The sequence below is a fragment of the Gallaecimonas zhanjiangensis genome (assembly GCF_057624825.1).
Window position 1 is genome coordinate 1,040,699 of sequence record NZ_CM172603.1, and the last position, 18,974, is coordinate 1,059,672.

Sequence of the window (18,974 nt, forward strand, 5' to 3'; positions counted from 1 at the left end):
TTACACAGGCTTGATTATGGCGCATCGCCGCACTCGACTCTTCACCGTGACACTCCTGTTACTGGCTGTTGGGGGCTGTGTTACCCAGACCTACGACGGCCAGGGTAACCCGGTCAGTACCAAAGAGTTCGACCCTAAAGCCGCCGCCAAATCCCGCATGCAACTGGGCCTTGCTTACCTTCGTAGTGGTGACTCGGCCCAGGCGAAAATGAACCTGCTCAAAGCCCAGGAATATGCACCCGACATGCCGGATGTGTATTACAGCCTGGGTTATTACTATCAGACCGTTGGCGAAACCAGCGACGCCGAAGAGGCCTATCGCCGCGCCATCAGCCTTGACCCTGACAACGGCGAAGCCCTCAATAACTTTGGCGCCTTCCTGTGCGGTATCGGCCGTTACGAAGACGCCATTCCCTATTTCCTCAAAGCGGTAAAGGCCAAGGGCTACATCAAAATAGCCGGGGCCTACGAGAACGCCGCTACCTGTTCGCGCCTTGAAGGCAACATCGGCAAAGCCGAGCAATATTACGCCAGCGCCCTGAGTCATGACGGCCGCCGTGCCAGCTCGCTGCTGGGCATGTCGGAAGTGCTGTACGACAAAGCAGACTACTCGGGAGCCAAGGGCTACCTGCAGCGTTTTGAAAAAGTGGCCAGGCCCAACCCACAAAGCTTATTTCTTGGCCTGAAAGTAGCCAAAGCAACCGGAGATCGGCAGGGCGTTCAGCAATATGGTGAGGAACTTATTTCAAAATTCCCTGACTCACCATTCAGCCAACAATACCGGAGTAATAAATTCTGATGGCAGAACCAAGCGAAGACCAAATCACGCTTAGTGCCGGCCAGCGTTTAAGACAGGCCCGCGAACAGCGGGGTTGGACATTGGATAACGTCGCCAAGCGACTGAACCTGCGTGCCTCTGTGGTCGAAAAACTCGAACAAGACGACTACGACACCGCCTCTCCAGCGACTTACACCAAGGGCTATATCCGCGCCTATTGCCGACTTTTGGAGCTGGACGAGAAAACCGTGCTTGCCGAGCTTTGCAGCGATCGCCTGCAAAGCCAGACTGAAAGCAACATGCAGAGCTTTTCCAAGCGCACCTCCCGGCAAAAATCCGAGAACTGGCTGACCCTCATTACTTGGCTGATTGGCCTGGGGTTTGTGGCCATGCTGATTTACTTTGGCTACCAGCAAGCCACCAGTGGCAGCTCTATCGTCAATAACAGTGCCGCCCCGCAAACCAGCAACAGTGCCGCCATCACGCCGGCAGCCAACAATACGAGCGAGCCAGCAGCGGTGCCCGCTGATGACGACGGCGTCGACCTTGGCCAGGGCAGCAGCGATACCCCCGAGCAAGAGCCACAAGACAGCGCTCCACCTGCGCAGCAGGGTCTGAACCCGGCGCCGGTGCAAAACAGCGCCGCCGGTAGCGCCGCGCCTTCGCAAACGGCAGCAGCCGAGGCTGCGCCGACTGGCACCCAATCCCAAACCCAGACGCTTGAGATCTCCTTTAAAGGTGATTGTTGGGTTAGAATCGAGGATGCCAGTGGCAAGAGGGTGCTGGAAGGGGTGAAAACCGCCGGCCAGTCCTTTACCCTCGATGCCGCCGCGCCCTATACCCTAAGGTTGGGTGCCCCTGAGATGGTAACTGTCCAATACCAGGGCCAACCCGTTGATTTATCGGGCTTCAGAGCCGGCCGCCTTGCCAAGCTGACTCTGCCCCAAAACTAAGGTCGAGTAGAGCCATGCAGCATCAGCCGCCTATCGAGCGCCGCCAGTCCACCCGTATCTACGTAGGTAAGGTACCTATCGGGGACGGTGCGCCCATCGCGGTGCAATCCATGACCAATACCCGCACCACCGACGTGGACGCCACCGTGGCCCAAATTCAGGCCATCGAGCGTGCCGGCGCCGATATCGTGCGGGTGTCCGTTCCCACCATGGACGCGGCTGAAGCCTTCAAGGCCATCAAGGAGCGGGTGTCTATTCCGCTGGTGGCCGATATCCACTTTGACTACCGCATCGCTCTGAAGGTGGCCGAGTACGGCGCCGACTGCCTGCGTATCAACCCCGGCAACATCGGCAAGGAAGACCGCATCCGCGCCGTGGTAGACGCCGCCCGCGACAAGAACATTCCCATTCGCATTGGTGTGAACGGCGGTTCGCTGGAAAAGGATATCCAGGAAAAATACGGTGAGCCGACTCCTGCCGCCCTGGTGGAATCGGCGATGCGCCATGTGGACATCCTCGACAGGCTCAATTTTGACCAGTTCAAGGTGTCGGTTAAGGCCTCCGACGTATTCCTGGCCGTGGGCGCTTATCGCTTGCTGGCTCAGCAAATCAAGCAACCGCTGCATCTGGGCATCACCGAAGCCGGTGGCGCCCGCAGCGGCGCCGTGAAATCGGCCATCGGCCTTGGCATGTTGCTGGCCGAGGGCATTGGCGACACCCTGCGGGTGTCTCTGGCCGCCGACCCGGTAGAAGAAGTCAAAGTGGGCTTTGATATCCTCAAATCCCTGCGTATCCGTTCCCGCGGTATCAACTTCATCGCTTGCCCTAGCTGCTCGCGCCAGGAGTTTGATGTGATTGGTACCGTCAACGCCTTGGAAAACCGCCTGGAAGACATCACCACGCCGCTGGACGTCTCCGTTATCGGCTGTGTGGTTAACGGCCCTGGCGAAGCCCTGGTGTCCGACATGGGCATTGCCGGCGCCACCCGCAAAAGCGGCTACTACGTGGACGGCGAGCGCCAGAAGGAGCGCCTGGACAACGACAACCTGGTGGACGAGCTTGAAGCCCGTATCCGCGCCAAGGTTGCCATGATGAACCAGCGTATCCCCACCAAGAACCAGGACTGACAGGCAGCCTCCGGGCTGCCCAACCCTTTTTGATTGCAGAGTTTTTACGTGAAAAGCATCCAAGCCATCCGCGGCATGAACGATTGCCTGCCGAGCCAGTCCCCTTTGTGGCAGTACGTTGAGCAGGCCATCCGCGACACCGTGTCGTCTTTCGGGTACAGCGAAATTCGCACCCCCATCGTCGAAAGTACCGACCTTTTCAAACGCTCCATCGGTGAAGTCACCGATATCGTTGAAAAAGAGATGTACACCTTCGAAGACCGCAATGGCGACAGCCTGACCCTGCGCCCCGAAGGCACCGCCAGTGCGGTGCGCGCCGGTATCGAACATGGCCTGCTGTATAACCAGGAGCAGCGCCTGTGGTACATGGGCCCCATGTTCCGCCACGAGCGCCCGCAAAAAGGCCGCTATCGCCAGTTTCACCAGTTCGGCGTAGAAGCCTACGGCCTTGCCGGCCCTGATATCGATGCCGAAGTGATTTTGCTGTCTGCCACCCTTTGGGAAAAGCTCGGCATCAAAGAACACGTGACTCTGGAGCTCAACAGCCTGGGCTCTAACGAAGCTCGTGCCAACTACCGCGACGTGCTGATCGCCTTCTTGGAAAAGCACATCGAGGTCTTGGACGAAGATGCCAAGCGGCGCATGTACTCCAACCCGCTGCGGGTACTGGACACCAAAAACCCAGACATCCAGGCCGTTTTGAAAGACGCGCCGCGCCTGCACGACTACCTGGATGACGACTCCAAGGCCCACTTTGACGGGCTCAAGGCGCTGCTGGACGAAGTGGGTATCCCATATCGCATCAACGAGCGCCTGGTCCGTGGCCTGGATTACTACAACCGCACCGTGTTCGAGTGGGTAACCGACAGCCTCGGCGCCCAGGGCACCGTTTGTGCCGGTGGCCGTTACGACGGCCTGGTCGAACAGCTGGGCGGCAAAGCCACCCAGGGCGTGGGCTTTGGCCTGGGCCTGGAGCGGTTGGTGTTGCTGGTTGAAGCGCTGGAGAAAACCCAGAATGTGAAACCGGCGGTAGATGCCTACCTTTGCCCCATGGGCGAAGCGGCAGAGCGCCAGGCTTTTGTACTGGCGGCCAAACTGCGTGGCCAGTTGCCAGAGCTGAGGCTGATGTGCCACTGTGGTGGCGGCAATTTCAAGAAGCAGCTCAAGCGTGCCGACAAGAGCGGCGCCCGTTGGGCCTTGATCCTCGGTGACAACGAGCTGGCCGAAGGCCAGGTAACCGTTAAGGATCTGAAAGAAGGCAGCCAGCAAAGTATCAAGATGAACGAACTGGCCAGCCTCCTCGAGCAAAAATAACAAGGATTATCCGGCGTGGAAATTTACAGCACCGAAGAACAACAAGTAGAAGCCATCAAGCGCTTTTGGAAAGAACACGGTAACAGCATCATTGCCGGTACCCTGATTGGCCTGGCCGCCATTTACGGCTGGCACTGGTACAGCGACAGCCAAAAATCGGCCCAGGAAAAGGCTTCTATTGCCTATGCCGCGGCGGTGAAAAAAGTCGACGGTGGCGATCTGGATGCCGGTGAAAGCTTTATTAAATCCGACGCTGCCGGCCAATACCCCACCTTGATGGCGGCTCGCCTTGCCAAGGAAGCGGTCGAGAAAAACGAACTGGACAAGGCCCTGGGCTATTTGGACCAAGCCATTGCCCACAGCGATAGCGATACTCTCAAAGCCATTTTCAACCTGCGCAAAGCCCGCGTACAGCTGGCCAAAGGCGATGCCAAGGGCGCCAAGGCGACCGTTGAGCTGGTTAAAAATGCCGCATATAAAGCTCAAGCTCAGGAACTTTTGGGTGATATTGCCGTCAAGGAAGGCGACCTGGCTGCAGCACGCAGTGCCTATCAGGAAGCGCTGGCCGGTCAGGAAGGCTCCCCTGCCTTGCAATTAAAACTCGAATCTCTGGATAGCAAAGGCTAAGCATGAGCGGATGGTCAAAATGGTCGGCCCTGGCCGGCGTGGCGTTGGTTGCCCTGGTGGGGTGCAGCTCCAACGATGAAGTACGTAAGCCTGCCGAACTGGCTCCTTTTGACAATAAAGTCAGTGACGACGTGATTTGGAGTACCTCTGTCGGCGACGGCATTGGTTCCTATTTCTCCAACCTCGAACCGGTTTACGCCTACGACAAGATTTTTGCCGCCTCCCGTGAAGGGGTGGTGGAAGCCCTTGACCCGAAAACCGGCGACAAACTGTGGAAGATTGACCTGGGTGAAGCCAGCTCCTTCTTCGGCAACCGTAAAGACATGCGCCTGTCTGGTGGCGTGTCTGCCGGCTTTGGCAAGATTTATATCGGCTCCGAGAACGGCGTGGTCTACGCCCTCGACGAGAAAACCGGCGACATCAAATGGCAAGCTACCGTTCCCGGTGAAGCCATGGCTGCCCCGGTACCGGATTCTGGCCTGGTGCTGGTGAACACCACTTCCGGCAAGCTCGTTGCCCTGGAAGAGGGCACCGGCAAGCAAAAGTGGGTTTACGAGCAAACCGTACCTTCACTGACCCTTCGCGGCGTATCCGAGCCCAGCGTGGTGCAAGGCGCAGCCCTGATTGGCACTCCTGATGGCAAGCTGGCCGCAGTGCTGCTCGACAGTGGCCTGGCCGCCTGGGAGCAGGACGTGTCTCCTGCCAAGGGTGAAAACGCCCTGGAGCTGCTCCGCGACGTAGACGCCACCCCCATCGTGGTTGGCCCTGTGGTGTACGCCGTTGCCTATAATGGTGAACTGGTTGCCATTGACCTGCGTTCAGGCCGCCCGCTGTGGAAACGGGATTACTCTTCCTATCGCTCCATGGCCATTGTCGGTTTTGATTTGATTGTCAGCGATGCCAACAGCACCCTGTACAACATCGACCGTCGCAGCGGCCTTGAGAAGTGGAGCCAGCCGATGCTGCTCAACCGCCGCATCACCGCCCCGGCTATTTTGGGCGACAAAGTGCTGGTAGGCGATTTCGAGGGTTATCTGCACTGGTTTGACAAAAACAGCGGTGAATTGCTGGGCCGTGACGAGATCAACAGCTCCGGTTTGTATGCCCGCCCGGTGGTGGTGGACGGAAATGTCCTGGTACAAAGCCGTGATGGCGATTTGTACATGATTAAGCTGGACTAAGTCCGCCGAAAACGGAACAATACGCGGCCGCATTATGCGGCCGTTTTGCTTTGAGAGGATCATCATGCTTCCCGTAGTGGCCCTGGTTGGGCGCCCCAATGTGGGCAAATCCACCCTGTTCAACCGCCTCACCAACAGCCGTGACGCCCTGGTGGCCGATTACCCCGGCCTCACCCGCGACCGTAAATACGGTCAGGCGCGCTATGGCGAGCATGATTTCATCCTGGTGGATACCGGCGGTATCGAAGGCGACGAAAAAGGCATCGACGCCGCCATGGCCAAGCAATCCCTGCTGGCTATGGAAGAAGCCGATGTGGTGATGTTGCTGGTAGACGCCCGTGACGGCCTCACCGCCGCTGACCAAGCCATTGCCCGCCATATTCGCCAACTCAATAAGCCGGTGTTTCTGGTGGCCAACAAGGTTGACGGTATCGACGGCGACTCCGCCTGCGCCGAATTCTGGGGCCTGAGCCTGGGCGAAGTGTGGCAAATCGCCGCCGCCCACGGCCGTGGTGTTACCCAACTGCTGGACAACGCCCTTATTCCGGTGGTGGCCGAACTGGCCCAGGTGGAAGACGAAGCCTCCGAAGCGCTGTCTGACGTACTGGGCCAAGAGCTTATCGACGTCGACGCCATCGAAGACGAAGAAGAAGCCGAAGCCATCCCTTATGCCGACCTGCCGGTCAAAATTGCCATCGTTGGCCGCCCCAACGTCGGTAAATCCACGCTCACCAACCGCATCCTCGGTGAAGAGCGGGTGGTGGTGTTCGACATGCCCGGCACCACCCGCGACTCCGTGTACATTCCCATGGAGCGCGACGGCAAGAACTACATCATCATCGACACCGCCGGTGTGCGCCGCCGTGGCCGCATTGACGACACCGTCGAAAAATTCTCCGTGGTTAAAACCCTGCAGGCCATCGAAGACGCCAACGTGGTGCTGCTGACCATGGACGCCCGCGAGGGCCTGTCAGACCAAGATCTCAACCTCTTGGGCCACGTGCTCAACGCCGGCCGCGCCCTGGTGCTGGTGGTGAACAAGTGGGATGGCCTGAGCGTTGAAGACCGTGAAGACATCAAGCGCGAGCTGGACAGGCGCCTGGGCTTTATCGATTTTGCCCGGCTGCACTTTATCTCCGCCCTGCACGGCTCCGGCGTAGGCAACCTCTTTGAGTCGGTGAACGAAGCCTTTGCCTCGGCCACCCAGCGGGTATCCACTTCCAAGCTGACCCGTATCCTGCAGATGGCCCAGGACGACCACCAGCCGCCGCTGGTGTCTGGCCGCCGCGTCAAGCTCAAATACGCCCATGCCGGGGGTTACAACCCGCCGCGGGTTATCATCCACGGCAACCAGGTAGAGAAGCTGCCCCAGTCCTACAAGCGCTACCTGATGAACTACTATCGCAAGTCGCTGCAGGTGATTGGTACCCCCATCCATGTGGAGTTCCAGGAAGGGGACAACCCCTACGCCGGGAAGAGAAACTCTCTTACTCTGACTCAGCAACGTAAGCGTAAGCGGTTGATGAAATTCATAAAATCCCGTAAGGGATAACAGAAGGCGCCATTTGGCGCCTTTTCTTTTGGCCGGTCTTACCCTTATGCTGGCGCAATACCTACCCGTGAAGGACCCACCATGATCACCTTAAAAACCGTGGAAGCCGGCAAGCTGCGTCACAGCATCGACGTTGAAGATTTCAACACCCTCTTTACCGACGTACCGGCCAATCTCGGTGGCGAAGGCAGCGCCCCCGACCCCCACGACTACTTTGATCTTTCCCTCGGCGCCTGCAAGGCCCTGACCATCTTCCTGTACGCCCGCCACAAACAGCTGCCCCTGGAAAAGCTCACCGTCACCGTTAGCCGTGACGACAGCCAAGAGCGCAAGGGCCTCTACCAGCTCAGCGTCACCCTGGCCCCAGAAGGGGATCTGAGCGACGAAGACAAAGCCAAACTGGTGGAAATAGGCGAACGCTGCCCCATTCACAAACTGATGACCAGCACCGAAGTGCGAATCGAAACGGCGCTGGCCTAAGCTAGGCATCGGGCCAAAAGAAAAGGCCGCACCCAACTGGGCGCGGCCTTTTTTTAGCCTTTGTGGCGGTTATACCAGCGCTCTTCCATGGCTTTAAACAGCACAAAGAAGGCGGGCACCACAAAAATACTCAGCAGTGTTGAGATGGTCATGCCGCTCACCACCGAAATGCCGATAGATTTACTGGCATTGGCGCCAGCGCCATGGGCCATAACCAAGGGCACCATGCCCAGAATAAAGGCCAGCGAGGTCATTAAAATGGGCCTTAGCCGTAGTTGCCCGGCCTTGAGCGCCGCCTCTGTTAGTGAAAGCTTCTCTTCAACCCGCAGATCCCGGGCAAATTCCACAATCAAAATGGCGTTTTTCGCCGCCAGGGCCACCAGCAATATCAAGCCAATTTGGGTGTAAAGGGTATTGGCAATACCAATGGCCAGCAGCACGCCCACCGTACCCAGCAGCGCCAGCGGCACCGACAGCACCACCGCCAGCGGCGTAAACCAGCTTTCGTATTGGGCCGCCAGCACGAAGTACACCAGTACCAACGCCAACGCAAAGGCGTAATAGATTTGGTCGCCAGCCACTTGCTGCTGATAAGACATGTCGGTCCATTCATGGCCCATGCCTCTGGGCAACTGCTGGTCAGCGACCTTGCTGAGCTTAGCCATGGTTTGCCCTGAGCTTAAGCCGTGCTGGGTTTGGCCAATGAGGGTGGCACTGGGGTAGAGGTTATACAGGGTAATGAGTGACGGGCCGACCTGTGGCGTTAATGTCACCAGGGCTTGCAAGGGCACCATTTTGCCATTGGCACTTTTCACCTTGAGCTGGCCGACTTGAGCGCTTAACAGCCGCGCATCTGATTGCGCTTGAACAAACACCGGGAAGGTGTGGCCAAAACGGGTGAAGTTATTCACGAAGGAAGAGCCTAAGTAGCCCTTAAGCACACTGAAAATATCGTCAACATTCACCCCTAAGGTTGCCGCTTTATGGCGGTCCACGCGCAGGTCATATTGTGGGGCGGTGAAGTTGGCCTTCATCCGCATGCCGCTTAACCCCGACTTATTGGCTTGGTCGGCCACTTGCTGGGCGGCATCGTTTAACCGGGCAAAATCAAAGCTGCCGTCGCGAAGTTCCACCTGCATGGTAAAGCCCCCGCTATTGCCGATACCGGTAATAGCGGGCGGAGGGATCACCAGCGCCGAACCGTCTTCGAGCGCTGATAGCTGCTTTCTTAAGGCTAAATAGGTGGGCAGTAACCCTTCTGACTTGCCGCGCTCATCCCAGGGTTTGAGCACCACATAAGCGAGGCCCGCGCTCGACTCTGACGCATTGCCGTCAATCAGCGAGACCCCCGCCACCGTGACCACGTTTTCTACCCCAGGCACCTTTTGGGCCAAGGTAGTCACTTGCTTTAAGGTGGCATCGGTTCGGGCCAGCGAGGCGCCATCAGGCAAGGTGACGGCCACTGCCATAAAGCCTTGGTCTTCCAGAGGCAAAAAGCCCGATGGCACCCGCGTCAGTCCCCAGAAAGCTAAGGCAACCAGCAGTAATCCGGCACAGGATACCGTTATTGGCCGTTTGAGTAGCAAGGCTAACAGGCGGCCATAGCCACGCTGCAGCTTGCCAAAACCGCGCTCAAAACGGCGGAACAGCCAAAACCGCTGTGCCACGGGTTTGGGCGCGCGCATCCAAAGCGCTGCCTGAGTGGGTTTTAGGGTCATGACATTGATGGCGCTAATCAGCGCCGTTGAGGCAATAACCAAGGCGAACTGTGCGTATAGCTGGCCGGTTAAGCCGGGTAAGAAGGCTGACGGCAAAAATACCGACAGCAGTACCAGCGTAATGCCGACAATGGGGCCAGATAATTCGCCCATGGCCTTTATTGCCGCTTGCCGCCCAGACAAGCCTTCCTCGAGATGACGGGCGGTGCCTTCAACAATGACGATGGCGTCATCAATAACAATGCCTATTACCAGCACCAAGGCAAATAGCGTCGACATGTTTAATGAGTAGCTCAGCAGCGCCATTGCGCCAAAGGCCCCCACCAAGGTAATTGGCACCGTGGTGGCAGGCACCAGCGTTGCTCGCCAGTCCTGCAAGAAAAGTAAAATAACCGCTAAAACGATAAAGCAGGCTTCAATGAGGGTTTTGTAGACCTCGTGCACCGCGGCATCAACGAAGCTGGTGGTATTGAACGGCACGCTATAGTGAATGCCCGCTGGCATGTCAGCCGATAGCTGCTTCATTTTGGTATTAACCGCTTTTACCACATCAAGGGCATTGGCTTGCGGTAACTGGAAAATGGCCAAGGCGGCGGTTTGTTTGCCGTTAAGGCGAAATACCTGCCCGTAGTTATTTGACCCCAGCTCTACCCGGCCTAGATCTTTAACCAACACCAGTCTGCCGCCATGGTCGTTGGCGGCTTTAACCACAATGTTGCCGTAGTCAGGGGCTTTATCGAGGGAGCCATCAACATTGATGGTGTATTGGAAGCCATTTTTACCCACCAAGGGCGGCATGCCCAGCGCGCCAGAGGCGACATTTTGGCTTTGAGCCTTGATGGCTTGAATGACATCGTTAGGGGTCAAGTTGGCGGCAGTGAGCTTGGCAGGGTCTAACCACACGCGCATCGCGTAGGTGCCGGAACCAAAGATATTCACGTCGCCCACCCCAGGCACCCGTGCCAGCTCATCTTGCAAGTGAATACGGGCATAGTTAGCCAGGTAAAGGCTGTCGTATTGGCTTGAATCAGACTCGAGGGTGACAAATTCCAATATCGAGGTTGAGCGCTTGCGCACACTAACCCCTTGGTTTTGCACCGCGCCTGGCAACTTGGCGGTGATGTCGGAGAGACGGTTTTGCACCAAAATGGCGTCTTTATCGGGGTCGGAGCCTATCTCAAAGGTCACCGTCAGTTTGTACTGGCCGTCGCTGCTGCTGGTTGAGCGCATATACAGCATGCCCGGCACGCCGTTCACTTGCTGCTCAATCGGCAGGCCTACCGTTTCCATCACCGTTTTGGCACTGGCGCCAGGAAAGGAGGTGCTTACCTGCACTGTAGGTGGCACCACATTGGGGTATTGCGATACCGGCAGCTGAAAAAAGGCAACGGCGCCTAGCAGCAAGGTAATAAAGGCAATAACGTTGGCGAAGACCGGCCGTTCAATAAAGTATTTAGAAAACATGGTGAGGCGAGCCTAGTGCAGGTGACGTTTGTTGAGCATCAGACAGAAGATGTAAAGGCTCATCGCTGGGGTGGGTGTTAACACTCATGCCTGCGCGCAGCCGGGTAATGTCGCTTACCACCACCTTCTGGTTTGGCTGCAAGCCGCTTTCTACCCTTTGCCAGCCGGTTGGCCCTGCCATCACCGACACCGCCTTGCGCTCGACCTTGTTGTCTTGGTTAACCACCATCACATAACGACCATTCTGCTCGGTGCCAATGGCACTGTCGGGCAGTAGCAGGGCATGGTGATATTGCCCCAGCGTTAACCGCAAGCGGACAAATTGCCCCGGTAGTAGCGCGCGTTTAGCGTTAGTGAACACGGCCCTGAACGCCTGGGTGTCAGTTTGTTCGTCAACACTGGGGGCCAGGTAATCCAAGTGCCCCTCAAGGCCATAATGCGCTGCAGCCGATAAGCCCGCTTGCACCGCTATTGAGGTGACGGCTCGCCCTTGCAGGGCTTGCTGCACTTGCTGGATGTCTTGCGAGGCAAGGGTAAAGTCAACGTAAATTGGGCTTTGCTGTACCAAGGTTGCCAGCGTTGTGGCCCCATTTTGGCCGACCAAACTCTCCACATCTTCCTGGTGGGCTGACATAACGCCGCTAAAAGGGGCGCGAATGCGGGTATAACCCAGGTTCAAATTTGCTAAGGCGATATCGCCTTCGGCTGACTGAATTTGCGCGCGAGCACTGTCTCTGCTGGCCAGGGCTGAGTCCACGTCAGACTGCGCCGTCATATGCCGCTTTAACAGGTTCTGCTCACGCTCAAGCATCAACTGGGCATTGCGGTAGCTGGCCTTCGCCTGCTTTAGGCTGGCCTGGGCTTGCTGCAATTGCGCCTGATAGGTGGCCGGGTCAATCTCAAACAGCAATTGGCCTTGGCTTACCTGCTGGCCGTCTTGGTAATCAATGGCGGTTAAGGTGCCCGCTACCCTGGCTACAATGGCGACTTGGCGGAAGGCGCTGGCTTGGCCTGTTGCCTCAAGGTAGTGCGGTACATCCGCGACTTTTGGGGACATCACGGCAACATTAGGTGTTGCTGTCGATTCGAGAGAGACTTTGGGTTTACAGCCGGCAAGGGAGCATATTGCGATCAATAAAAGACAGGGGTTGTGCCATCCCTTTAAAGAAGCCGTTAAATGAAAAAAAGTTGAGCTGATAGAGCTAACACGATTAAACACAGCACCCTCGACGATAGAAAGCCTTGGGTTCGATCATACGGTCGAGGCCTTGATTGTCGATTCGCATTAAATCTATATGGCCAAAACGAGATTTTCAGATGAAAAACCAAGTTATTTCAGCTGGTTATCTTGTTTTTTGGTGAGGGTTTCATGGTGGCAGGTGTTATTCACTTTCAGGTTTGTGGCTGTTTTTTATGCTGTTTGTTGCAGCACTCAAACGCTGTTACAGCTTGGCTAATGGTGAAAAGGCCACCACTATCTGAAAAAGAGCCTCTTCAAATGCTTGGCTTTTAATAAATGGCACCTCTTCTATCGCCGCTCGCTGTAAAACACCCAGTAAAGCCCTGGTCATCACAAAGGCATCAATACGGCGCTGTTGGGCGGTTTCTTCATCGGTGCAGGGCAGATAAAGCTCCCAGTGAGCCATCGCTGACTCGGTAATTTCAGTGAGCAAGGGCCGTGCATATGGCGATTCAATCATCATGCTGGCAAGTAAGGCAAACTGGCGTTTAGCGCCGCGTCTAGCAGCGAACGACTGTACCAAAATACGAATAAACTCTCTGGCCGATTGCAACGGTGGTGCATTTTTCTGCCGTAAAATATCCTGCATTTTTTTCTAATCAGGTTTTTTTGGCGCTCGAAAATGCCTAACAGGATAGCGTCACGATTTTTAAAATATTGGTACAACGTGCCAACCGACACCCCTGCCAACTCGGCAACGTGAGTTGTTGTAATAGCGGGCTCCCCCTCTTTCTCCAGGATCAGGGTGGCGGCCTCTAGAATGGCATCAACCGTGGTGACGGAGCGTCCTTGGACGGGCTTTTTTCGGTAAACCTTTTCACTGCTCATACTTTTCTAAATACCCGGACGTTGGTCTACGAGTTTACCCATGTTTTTTTGTTGTCGCCAAGGGTGCCTCTTGGCAGCGTAGTGCTCGATGAAATGGAGCTTTTTCGTGTTTTCAGATAAGGAATAAATGTCTCTTCACACTTTTGCTGTGAAGGATTCAGAAAAGGCAAGCTGCCAAAGGTTAAAGCGTAGCGAGCGACGCCAGAATAAGGCGGGGGTCTTTGAAAAAGCGCAGTTCGAGTAAATGAGCGTTTTAACGCCGTATCGGCAAGTCTGGACTTTTATCAGCGGGCTTTCGCGCGTAGCGAGGGAAATCGAGACAAGGTGGAAGCCTCCGAAAAAGCACAGTTTACAGGTCGTAAATGAGCACTTTGAGTAAGGTCGCCAGAGCATAAAACGATGCAGGCGAAGGCGGGTCTGGTGAGTTGTTGAAGCGTAGCGAGCGACGCCAGAACAAGACGGGGGTCTTTGAAAAAGCGCAGTTTACACAGAGTAAATGAGCATTTTGAAAAGACCCCCAACGCGGTTATGGCGAGCGCAGTAGCTTCAAACCCGGGGAATTTGCTGGGTGATACAGTGAATATTCCCCCCCCCCAGCAGGATCTCCCGGGCATTCACCCCGGTAATGAGATACCCCGGAAAGAGGTCGGCCAGCTGCCCGGCTACTTGGTCGTCCTTGGCCGGGTCCAGTAGCGGAAACACCACCTGCTTGTTGGTGATAAGGAAGTTGGCGTAGGAGCCGGCCAGGCGAGCGCCGCCCATGCGGTTCATGCCGCCGGAGTCGTCGATGCCGCTGGCTTCTTCTTCGGTCAAATACAGCGGGCCCGGCATCGGCAGCTTGTGCACCACCAGGCGGCGCCCTTTGGCGTCGGTGGCTTCGCACAGGATGCGGTAGGCTTCCTGGGAGCTGTCATATTGCTCATCGGCCGGGTCGTCGCACCAGGTCATGGCCACCACGCCGGGGGCGATCACCTGCATCAGGTTGTCCACATGGCCGGTGGTTTCGTCCTGGAATACGCCGCGCGGCAACCAAATCACCTTCTCTACGTTGAGGTAGTGCTTGAGCAGCTGTTCCAGCTCGTCTTTACCCAGGCCTGGGTTGCGGCCGGGGCTCAGCAGGCACTCTTCGGTGGTGTAGAGGGTGCCTTCGCCGTCCACGTGGATGGCGCCACCTTCCATGACGATGGGCGCTTTATAGACGCTGTCACCGTAAATTTCGCAGACTTTACGGGCCACGGCGTTGTCGTTGTGCCAGGGGAAATACAGGCCATAGGTCAGGCCGCCCCAGGCGTTGAACTGCCAGTCGATACCGCGGCGCACGCCCATGTCGTTCACCACGTAGCTGGGGCCGGTGTCGCGCAGCCAGGCATCGTCGGTGCTCATCTCCACCACTCGGATCTGCGGCGGCAATTGGCGGCGGGCATTGGCGTATTGGCTGCTGGACACCACCATGGTTACCGGGGTGGTTTGGCTGATGGCACTGGCCACTTCGCTAAAGGCGCGCTGGGCAGGTTTGGCGCCAAAGCGCCAGTTGTCGGAGCGCTCCGGCCAGGCCATCCACACCCCTTCGTGGGGCTCGAATTCTGCCGGCATGCGAAAGCCGTCGGCGGCCGGCAGGGTGGCAATTTCAAAACTCATCAGTGCTCTACCTTGCCGTCCAGGGTCAGAAGGTTGCGGTACAAGCCGGGGCGGCGGTCGCGGAACAGGCCCCAGGCTTCGCGCTGGAAGCGAATTTTTTTCAGATCAAAGCTGTGCACCAGCACCGCTTCTTCATCGCGGCCGGCTTCTTCTACCTTGGCGCCGGTGTGGTCGCTGATAAAAGACGAGCCAAAGAAGCGAATTTCAGTGGGGGTGCGCACGCCCTTTTCCACGCCGATACGGTTGGAGGCAATCACCGGCATGCAGTTGGCGGCGGCGTGGCCTTGCATCACCCGCTGCCATTGGCCGGCGCTGTCCAGCTCGGGCTGGCTGGGCTCGGAGCCGATGGCGGTGGGGTAGAACAGCATTTCGGCGCCCATCAGTGCCATGGCGCGGGCCGCTTCTGGGAACCATTGGTCCCAGCAGATGGCGATGCCAATCTTGGCGTAGCGGGTGTTCCATACCTTAAAGCCGGTGTCGCCGGGGCTGAAGTAGTACTTCTCCAGGTAGCCGTCGCTGTCCGGAATATGGGCCTTGCGGTACACGTCCATCAGGCTGCCGTCGGCGTCGATCACCACCAGAGAGTTGTAACGGGCCACGCCGCTGCGCTCGAACCAGGAGAACGGGATAACCACTTCCAGTTCTTTGGCCAGCTGCTGCAGGCGTTTGACGGTGGTGTTTTCGTCCAGGCTGGTGGCCAGGGCATGGAAGTCTTCGTTCACTTCGATGCAGAAGTAGGGCAGCTCAAAGAGCTCCTGGATCAACACGATCTGCGCGCCTTTGGCGGCGGCCTGGCGCACCAGGGCTTCGGCCTTGGCAACGTTCGCTTCTTTATCCCAGCTGCAACTCATCTGGGTGGCGGCAACAACAACCTGATCCATAAAAGATTCCTTACGCAAAACACATCAAAGAGACAACTATAGAACCTGATACCGAACGAGCCCTGATGGGCCTGCCGACAGCAACGGCTGCTGGCGCCAAAAGGATAAAAGAAAGGCGCGTTTTATAGGGCCAGAAAAGAAGCCGGTCAAGCGCTATTTTTGCATTAAAAAAAGCCCCGTTATGGGGCTTTGTAAAGCTGCCTTTGCAGCGGCCATTTTTACTGGCCTGGCAGTGAGTTAGCTCGGGCTTTTGCCGGTAACAGAGGTGTTAATTACCCCGTCTTTTACCCGCACCCTAAGGGCGCTGCCCGCCTCAACCTTTTGGATGCTATCCACCACTTGGCCGTCCGCGCTTTGAGCGATGGCATAACCGCGCCCCAGTGTGGCCAGCGGGCTTACCAGATTGAGCTTGTCGATAAGCCGTAATTGCCCCTGGCGCTGGCGATACAAATAGCCCTTTAACTGCTGGCCAAGGGCCTGTTGCAGTTGTGCCAGTTGCTGCTGGTGCTGGGTAAGGCGCTTGCCCGGGTGCTGGTGGTTAAGGCGGGCGTCCAGTAGCCGCAGTGGCTGCTGCTGTTGAGCCACCAGCCTTGGCAGGGCGCGGCGTAGCCGCTCTTTTAGCTCGTCAAGCTTTTGGCTGTCGCGCTCAAGCTTGCGCTCGGGGGACTGGCGATAAAGGCGCTGGGCCAATGCCTCAAGGCGGGCCCCTTGCTGGCGCAGCTGGCTTTGCCCAAGCTGGCCAAGGCGCAGGGCAAGTTCGGCAAAGCGGTCTTTGATAAGCCCGGCCTGGCTTGATACCAGCTCGGCGGCGGCTGAGGGAGTAGGGGCGCGAAGGTCGGCCACAAAGTCGCTGATGGTCACATCGGTTTCGTGGCCCACGGCGCTTACTACCGGAATGGCGCTTTGGGCGATGGTGCGAGCCAGCTGCTCGTCGTTAAAGCTCCACAAGTCTTCCAGGCTGCCGCCGCCGCGGCCAAGGATCAGCACGTCCACCTCGGCCCGTTGGTTGGCGGCGATAAGCTGCTGGCAAAGCTGGGCGGCAGAGCGCTCACCCTGCACCTGGGCGGGGTAGAGCACCACTTCCAAAAAGGGTGCCCGGCGTTTTAGCACGTTCAAAATATCGTGTACGGCGGCGCCCGAGGGGGAGCTAATCACCCCGATGCGTTTGGGGTGGGCGGGCAGGGGGCGTTTGCGCTCATTGCCAAAGAGGCCTTCGGCGGCCAACTTCATCTTAAGGGCGTCAAACTGCTGCTTAAGCATGCCGTCACCGGCCGGCTCCATAAATTCCACCACCAACTGGTAGTTGCCGCGCGGCTCATACACTGTGGGGCGGGCCCGCACCAGCAGCTGCATGCCGTCTTGGGGGCGGAAGGTCACGCCGCTGTTTTTGCCCTTGAACATGGCGCAGGTAACCTGGGAGCGGTCGTCTTTAAGAGAGAAGTACCAGTGCCCCGAGCCATAGGCCTTGAAGTTAGACAGCTCGCCGCTCAGCCACACCAGGCCGAGGTTGTCTTCCAGCAAGTAGCGAACCTGGGTATTGAGTTGGGTTACCGAATAGATTTGGCGCATGGCCTGCCCCTTTAAAACTTTGGCGCAGTCTACCAGATGCAAAAACCATTTGCCCAAAGGCAAACTCGACGCTAGAATGCCGCGGCAACACCTATACCAGGTCCCTTCCACTTATCCATCGGTGAGGCTGTTGCCATGCTACGCGTTATCAAAGAAGCATTGACGTTCGACGACGTCCTCCTGCTCCCCGCACATTCCCAAGTACTGCCCAACACGGCCGACCTGCGCACCAAGCTGACGCGCAAAATCGAGCTGAACATCCCGATGGTTTCTGCAGCCATGGACACCGTAACTGAAGCTAACCTGGCCATTGCCCTGGCCCAGGAAGGCGGCATCGGTTTTATCCATAAAAACATGAGCATCGAGCAGCAGGCCGAAGAAGTGCGCAAGGTCAAACGCTACGTGGCCGGTATGGTTACCGACCCTGACTGCGTCTCTGCCGACCACACCATCACCGACGTGCTGCGCCTGACCGAAGAAAACGGCTATGCCGGTTTCCCGGTGGTGTCCAAGTCTGGCGAACTCGAAGGCATCATCACCGCCCGTGACGTGCGCTTTGTCACCGACCACGGCCGCAAGGTCTCTGAGGTGATGACTCCAAAAGAGAAACTGGTCACCGTCAAGGTGGGCACTGCCCGTGAAGAAGTGCAGCGCCTGATGCAGCAGCACCGGGTAGAAAAAGTGCTGGTGGTGGACGACAGCTTCCACCTCAAGGGCCTTATCACCGTTAAAGACTTCCAAAAAGCCGAGCGCAAACCCAACGCCTGTAAAGACGAGCGTGGCCGCCTGCGCGTCGGTGCCGCCGTTGGCGCTGGCGCCGGTAACGAAGAGCGCGTTGCCGCCCTGGTTGCCGCCGGTGTTGACGTACTGCTGATTGACTCTTCCCACGGCCACTCCGAAGGCGTATTGCAGCGTATCCGCGATACCCGCAAAGCCTTCCCCGAAGTGCAAATCATTGGTGGTAACGTGGCCACCGCCGCTGGCGCCCTGGCGCTGGTAGAAGCGGGCGTAGACGCCGTGAAAGTGGGCATTGGCCCTGGCTCCATCTGCACCACCCGTATCGTTACCGGTGTTGGCGTGCCGCAAATCACTGCTGTCTCTGACGCGGTAGAAGCCCTGGAAGGCACCGGTGTGCCGGTGATTGCCGACGGCGGCATTCGTTTTTCTGGCGACATCTGTAAAGCCATCGCCGCCGGCGCCCACTGCGTCATGGTTGGCGGCATGCTGGCCGGTACCGACGAAGCCCCCGGCGAGATTGAGCTCTACCAAGGCCGCGCCTTTAAATCCTACCGCGGCATGGGCTCCCTTGGCGCCATGACCAAAGGCTCAAGCGACCGTTACTTCCAGACCGACAACGCCGCCGACAAGCTGGTGCCAGAAGGCATCGAAGGGCGCGTACCTTACAAAGGCAAGGTCAAGGACATCATCCATCAGCAGATGGGTGGCCTGCGCTCCTCCATGGGTTTGACCGGTAACGGCACCATCGACGACATGCGCACCAAGGCGCAGTTTGTCAAAGTCACCAGCGCCGGTATGGGTGAGTCTCACGTCCACGACGTGACCATCACCAAAGAAGCCCCCAACTACCGCAGCTCCTAAGTTACGGCGCCGGCCTAGGCCGGCG

15 protein-coding genes and 1 pseudogene are annotated in these 18,974 nt (G+C 57.5%); 9 read left to right on the plus strand and 7 right to left on the minus strand.

The annotated features are described in order from the left end of the window. Window positions 1–46 precede the first annotated feature (46 nt). From pilW to AC22G1_RS04945, 8 genes are all read left to right on the plus strand, one after another. A complete protein-coding gene (pilW, locus tag AC22G1_RS04910) occupies window positions 47–799 on the plus strand; it encodes a type IV pilus biogenesis/stability protein PilW (protein ID WP_487315773.1) in 753 nt (250 codons plus the stop codon). Then, window positions 799–1,731 carry a RodZ domain-containing protein gene (locus tag AC22G1_RS04915; protein ID WP_487315774.1) on the plus strand — a complete coding sequence of 311 codons (933 nt, stop codon included), beginning with the start codon at window positions 799–801 and terminating at the stop codon, window positions 1,729–1,731. Before pilW ends, AC22G1_RS04915 begins: the two co-directional genes overlap by 1 nt. A gap of 14 nt (window positions 1,732–1,745) precedes the next feature. Beyond that, window positions 1,746–2,858 carry a flavodoxin-dependent (E)-4-hydroxy-3-methylbut-2-enyl-diphosphate synthase gene (gene ispG / locus AC22G1_RS04920; protein WP_417358937.1) on the plus strand — a complete coding sequence of 371 codons (1,113 nt, stop codon included), beginning with the start codon at window positions 1,746–1,748 and terminating at the stop codon, window positions 2,856–2,858. 75 nt (window positions 2,859–2,933) lie between these two features. Beyond that, window positions 2,934–4,172, plus strand: a complete 1,239-nt coding sequence (gene hisS, locus AC22G1_RS04925; protein WP_487316689.1) for a histidine--tRNA ligase — start codon at window positions 2,934–2,936, stop codon at window positions 4,170–4,172. A gap of 15 nt (window positions 4,173–4,187) precedes the next feature. Then, a complete protein-coding gene (locus AC22G1_RS04930; protein WP_487315775.1) occupies window positions 4,188–4,799 on the plus strand; it encodes a YfgM family protein in 612 nt (203 codons plus the stop codon). Between the two features lie 2 nt (window positions 4,800–4,801). Further along, window positions 4,802–5,980 (plus strand): outer membrane protein assembly factor BamB, encoded by a 1,179-nt coding sequence (bamB, locus tag AC22G1_RS04935; RefSeq protein WP_487315776.1) that lies wholly within the window; start codon window positions 4,802–4,804, stop codon window positions 5,978–5,980. 64 nt (window positions 5,981–6,044) lie between these two features. Then, window positions 6,045–7,532: a ribosome biogenesis GTPase Der gene (gene der, locus AC22G1_RS04940; RefSeq protein ID WP_487315777.1), complete on the plus strand. Its 1,488-nt coding sequence runs from the start codon at window positions 6,045–6,047 to the stop codon at window positions 7,530–7,532. An 81-nt stretch (window positions 7,533–7,613) separates the two neighbouring features. Beyond that, window positions 7,614–8,012, plus strand: coding sequence for an OsmC family protein (locus tag AC22G1_RS04945; protein WP_487315778.1), 399 nt, complete (start codon window positions 7,614–7,616; stop codon window positions 8,010–8,012). A gap of 53 nt (window positions 8,013–8,065) precedes the next feature. Here AC22G1_RS04945 and AC22G1_RS04950 read toward each other — a convergent pair whose 3' ends face one another. From AC22G1_RS04950 to xseA, 7 genes and pseudogenes are all read right to left on the minus strand, one after another. Beyond that, window positions 8,066–11,194, minus strand: a complete 3,129-nt coding sequence (locus AC22G1_RS04950; RefSeq protein ID WP_487315779.1) for an efflux RND transporter permease subunit — start codon at window positions 11,192–11,194, stop codon at window positions 8,066–8,068. Continuing rightward, the gene (locus AC22G1_RS04955; RefSeq protein ID WP_487315780.1) at window positions 11,184–12,251 is read right to left on the minus strand and encodes an efflux RND transporter periplasmic adaptor subunit; all 1,068 of its coding nucleotides are present in this window, start codon (window positions 12,249–12,251) and stop codon (window positions 11,184–11,186) included. Before AC22G1_RS04955 ends, AC22G1_RS04950 begins: the two co-directional genes overlap by 11 nt. A 385-nt stretch (window positions 12,252–12,636) precedes the next feature. Further along, on the minus strand, window positions 12,637–13,023 hold the full coding sequence (locus tag AC22G1_RS04960) for a hypothetical protein (protein ID WP_487316764.1): 387 nt from the start codon (window positions 13,021–13,023) through the stop codon (window positions 12,637–12,639). 98 nt (window positions 13,024–13,121) lie between these two features. Then, a pseudogene (locus AC22G1_RS04965) lies at window positions 13,122–13,262 on the minus strand (hypothetical protein); the annotation flags it as partial. Between the two features lie 546 nt (window positions 13,263–13,808). Next, complete coding sequence (gene aguA / locus AC22G1_RS04970; protein WP_487315781.1) at window positions 13,809–14,900, minus strand: agmatine deiminase; 1,092 nt, start codon at window positions 14,898–14,900, stop codon at window positions 13,809–13,811. Next, window positions 14,900–15,781 (minus strand): N-carbamoylputrescine amidase, encoded by an 882-nt coding sequence (aguB, locus tag AC22G1_RS04975; RefSeq protein WP_487315782.1) that lies wholly within the window; start codon window positions 15,779–15,781, stop codon window positions 14,900–14,902. Before aguB ends, aguA begins: the two co-directional genes overlap by 1 nt. Window positions 15,782–16,018: 237 nt before the next feature. Then, window positions 16,019–17,350: an exodeoxyribonuclease VII large subunit gene (gene xseA, locus AC22G1_RS04980; RefSeq protein ID WP_487315783.1), complete on the minus strand. Its 1,332-nt coding sequence runs from the start codon at window positions 17,348–17,350 to the stop codon at window positions 16,019–16,021. A 135-nt stretch (window positions 17,351–17,485) separates the two neighbouring features. On the opposite strand from xseA, the gene guaB reads away from it, so the two are divergent. Further along, entirely contained in the window at window positions 17,486–18,949 is a 1,464-nt protein-coding gene (gene guaB / locus AC22G1_RS04985) for an IMP dehydrogenase (protein ID WP_487315784.1), read from the plus strand. Window positions 18,950–18,974: the final 25 nt, after the last annotated feature.

Excerpts from the sequence above, each read along its gene's own strand:
- AC22G1_RS04950 (WP_487315779.1), bottom strand. The coding sequence starts at position 11,194 with ATGTTTTCTAAATACTTTATTGAACGGCCGGTCTTCGCCAACGTTATT.
- AC22G1_RS04945 (WP_487315778.1), top strand. The coding sequence starts at position 7,614 with ATGATCACCTTAAAAACCGTGGAAGCCGGCAAGCTGCGTCACAGCATC.
- AC22G1_RS04955 (WP_487315780.1), bottom strand. The coding sequence starts at position 12,251 with ATGTCCCCAAAAGTCGCGGATGTACCGCACTACCTTGAGGCAACAGGC.
- der (WP_487315777.1), top strand. The coding sequence starts at position 6,045 with ATGCTTCCCGTAGTGGCCCTGGTTGGGCGCCCCAATGTGGGCAAATCC.
- xseA (WP_487315783.1), bottom strand. The coding sequence starts at position 17,350 with ATGCGCCAAATCTATTCGGTAACCCAACTCAATACCCAGGTTCGCTAC.
- guaB (WP_487315784.1), top strand. The coding sequence starts at position 17,486 with ATGCTACGCGTTATCAAAGAAGCATTGACGTTCGACGACGTCCTCCTG.
- hisS (WP_487316689.1), top strand. The coding sequence starts at position 2,934 with ATGAACGATTGCCTGCCGAGCCAGTCCCCTTTGTGGCAGTACGTTGAG.
- ispG (WP_417358937.1), top strand. The coding sequence starts at position 1,746 with ATGCAGCATCAGCCGCCTATCGAGCGCCGCCAGTCCACCCGTATCTAC.
- aguB (WP_487315782.1), bottom strand. The coding sequence starts at position 15,781 with ATGGATCAGGTTGTTGTTGCCGCCACCCAGATGAGTTGCAGCTGGGAT.
- AC22G1_RS04960 (WP_487316764.1), bottom strand. The coding sequence starts at position 13,023 with ATGCAGGATATTTTACGGCAGAAAAATGCACCACCGTTGCAATCGGCC.
- aguA (WP_487315781.1), bottom strand. The coding sequence starts at position 14,900 with ATGAGTTTTGAAATTGCCACCCTGCCGGCCGCCGACGGCTTTCGCATG.
- bamB (WP_487315776.1), top strand. The coding sequence starts at position 4,802 with ATGAGCGGATGGTCAAAATGGTCGGCCCTGGCCGGCGTGGCGTTGGTT.
- AC22G1_RS04915 (WP_487315774.1), top strand. The coding sequence starts at position 799 with ATGGCAGAACCAAGCGAAGACCAAATCACGCTTAGTGCCGGCCAGCGT.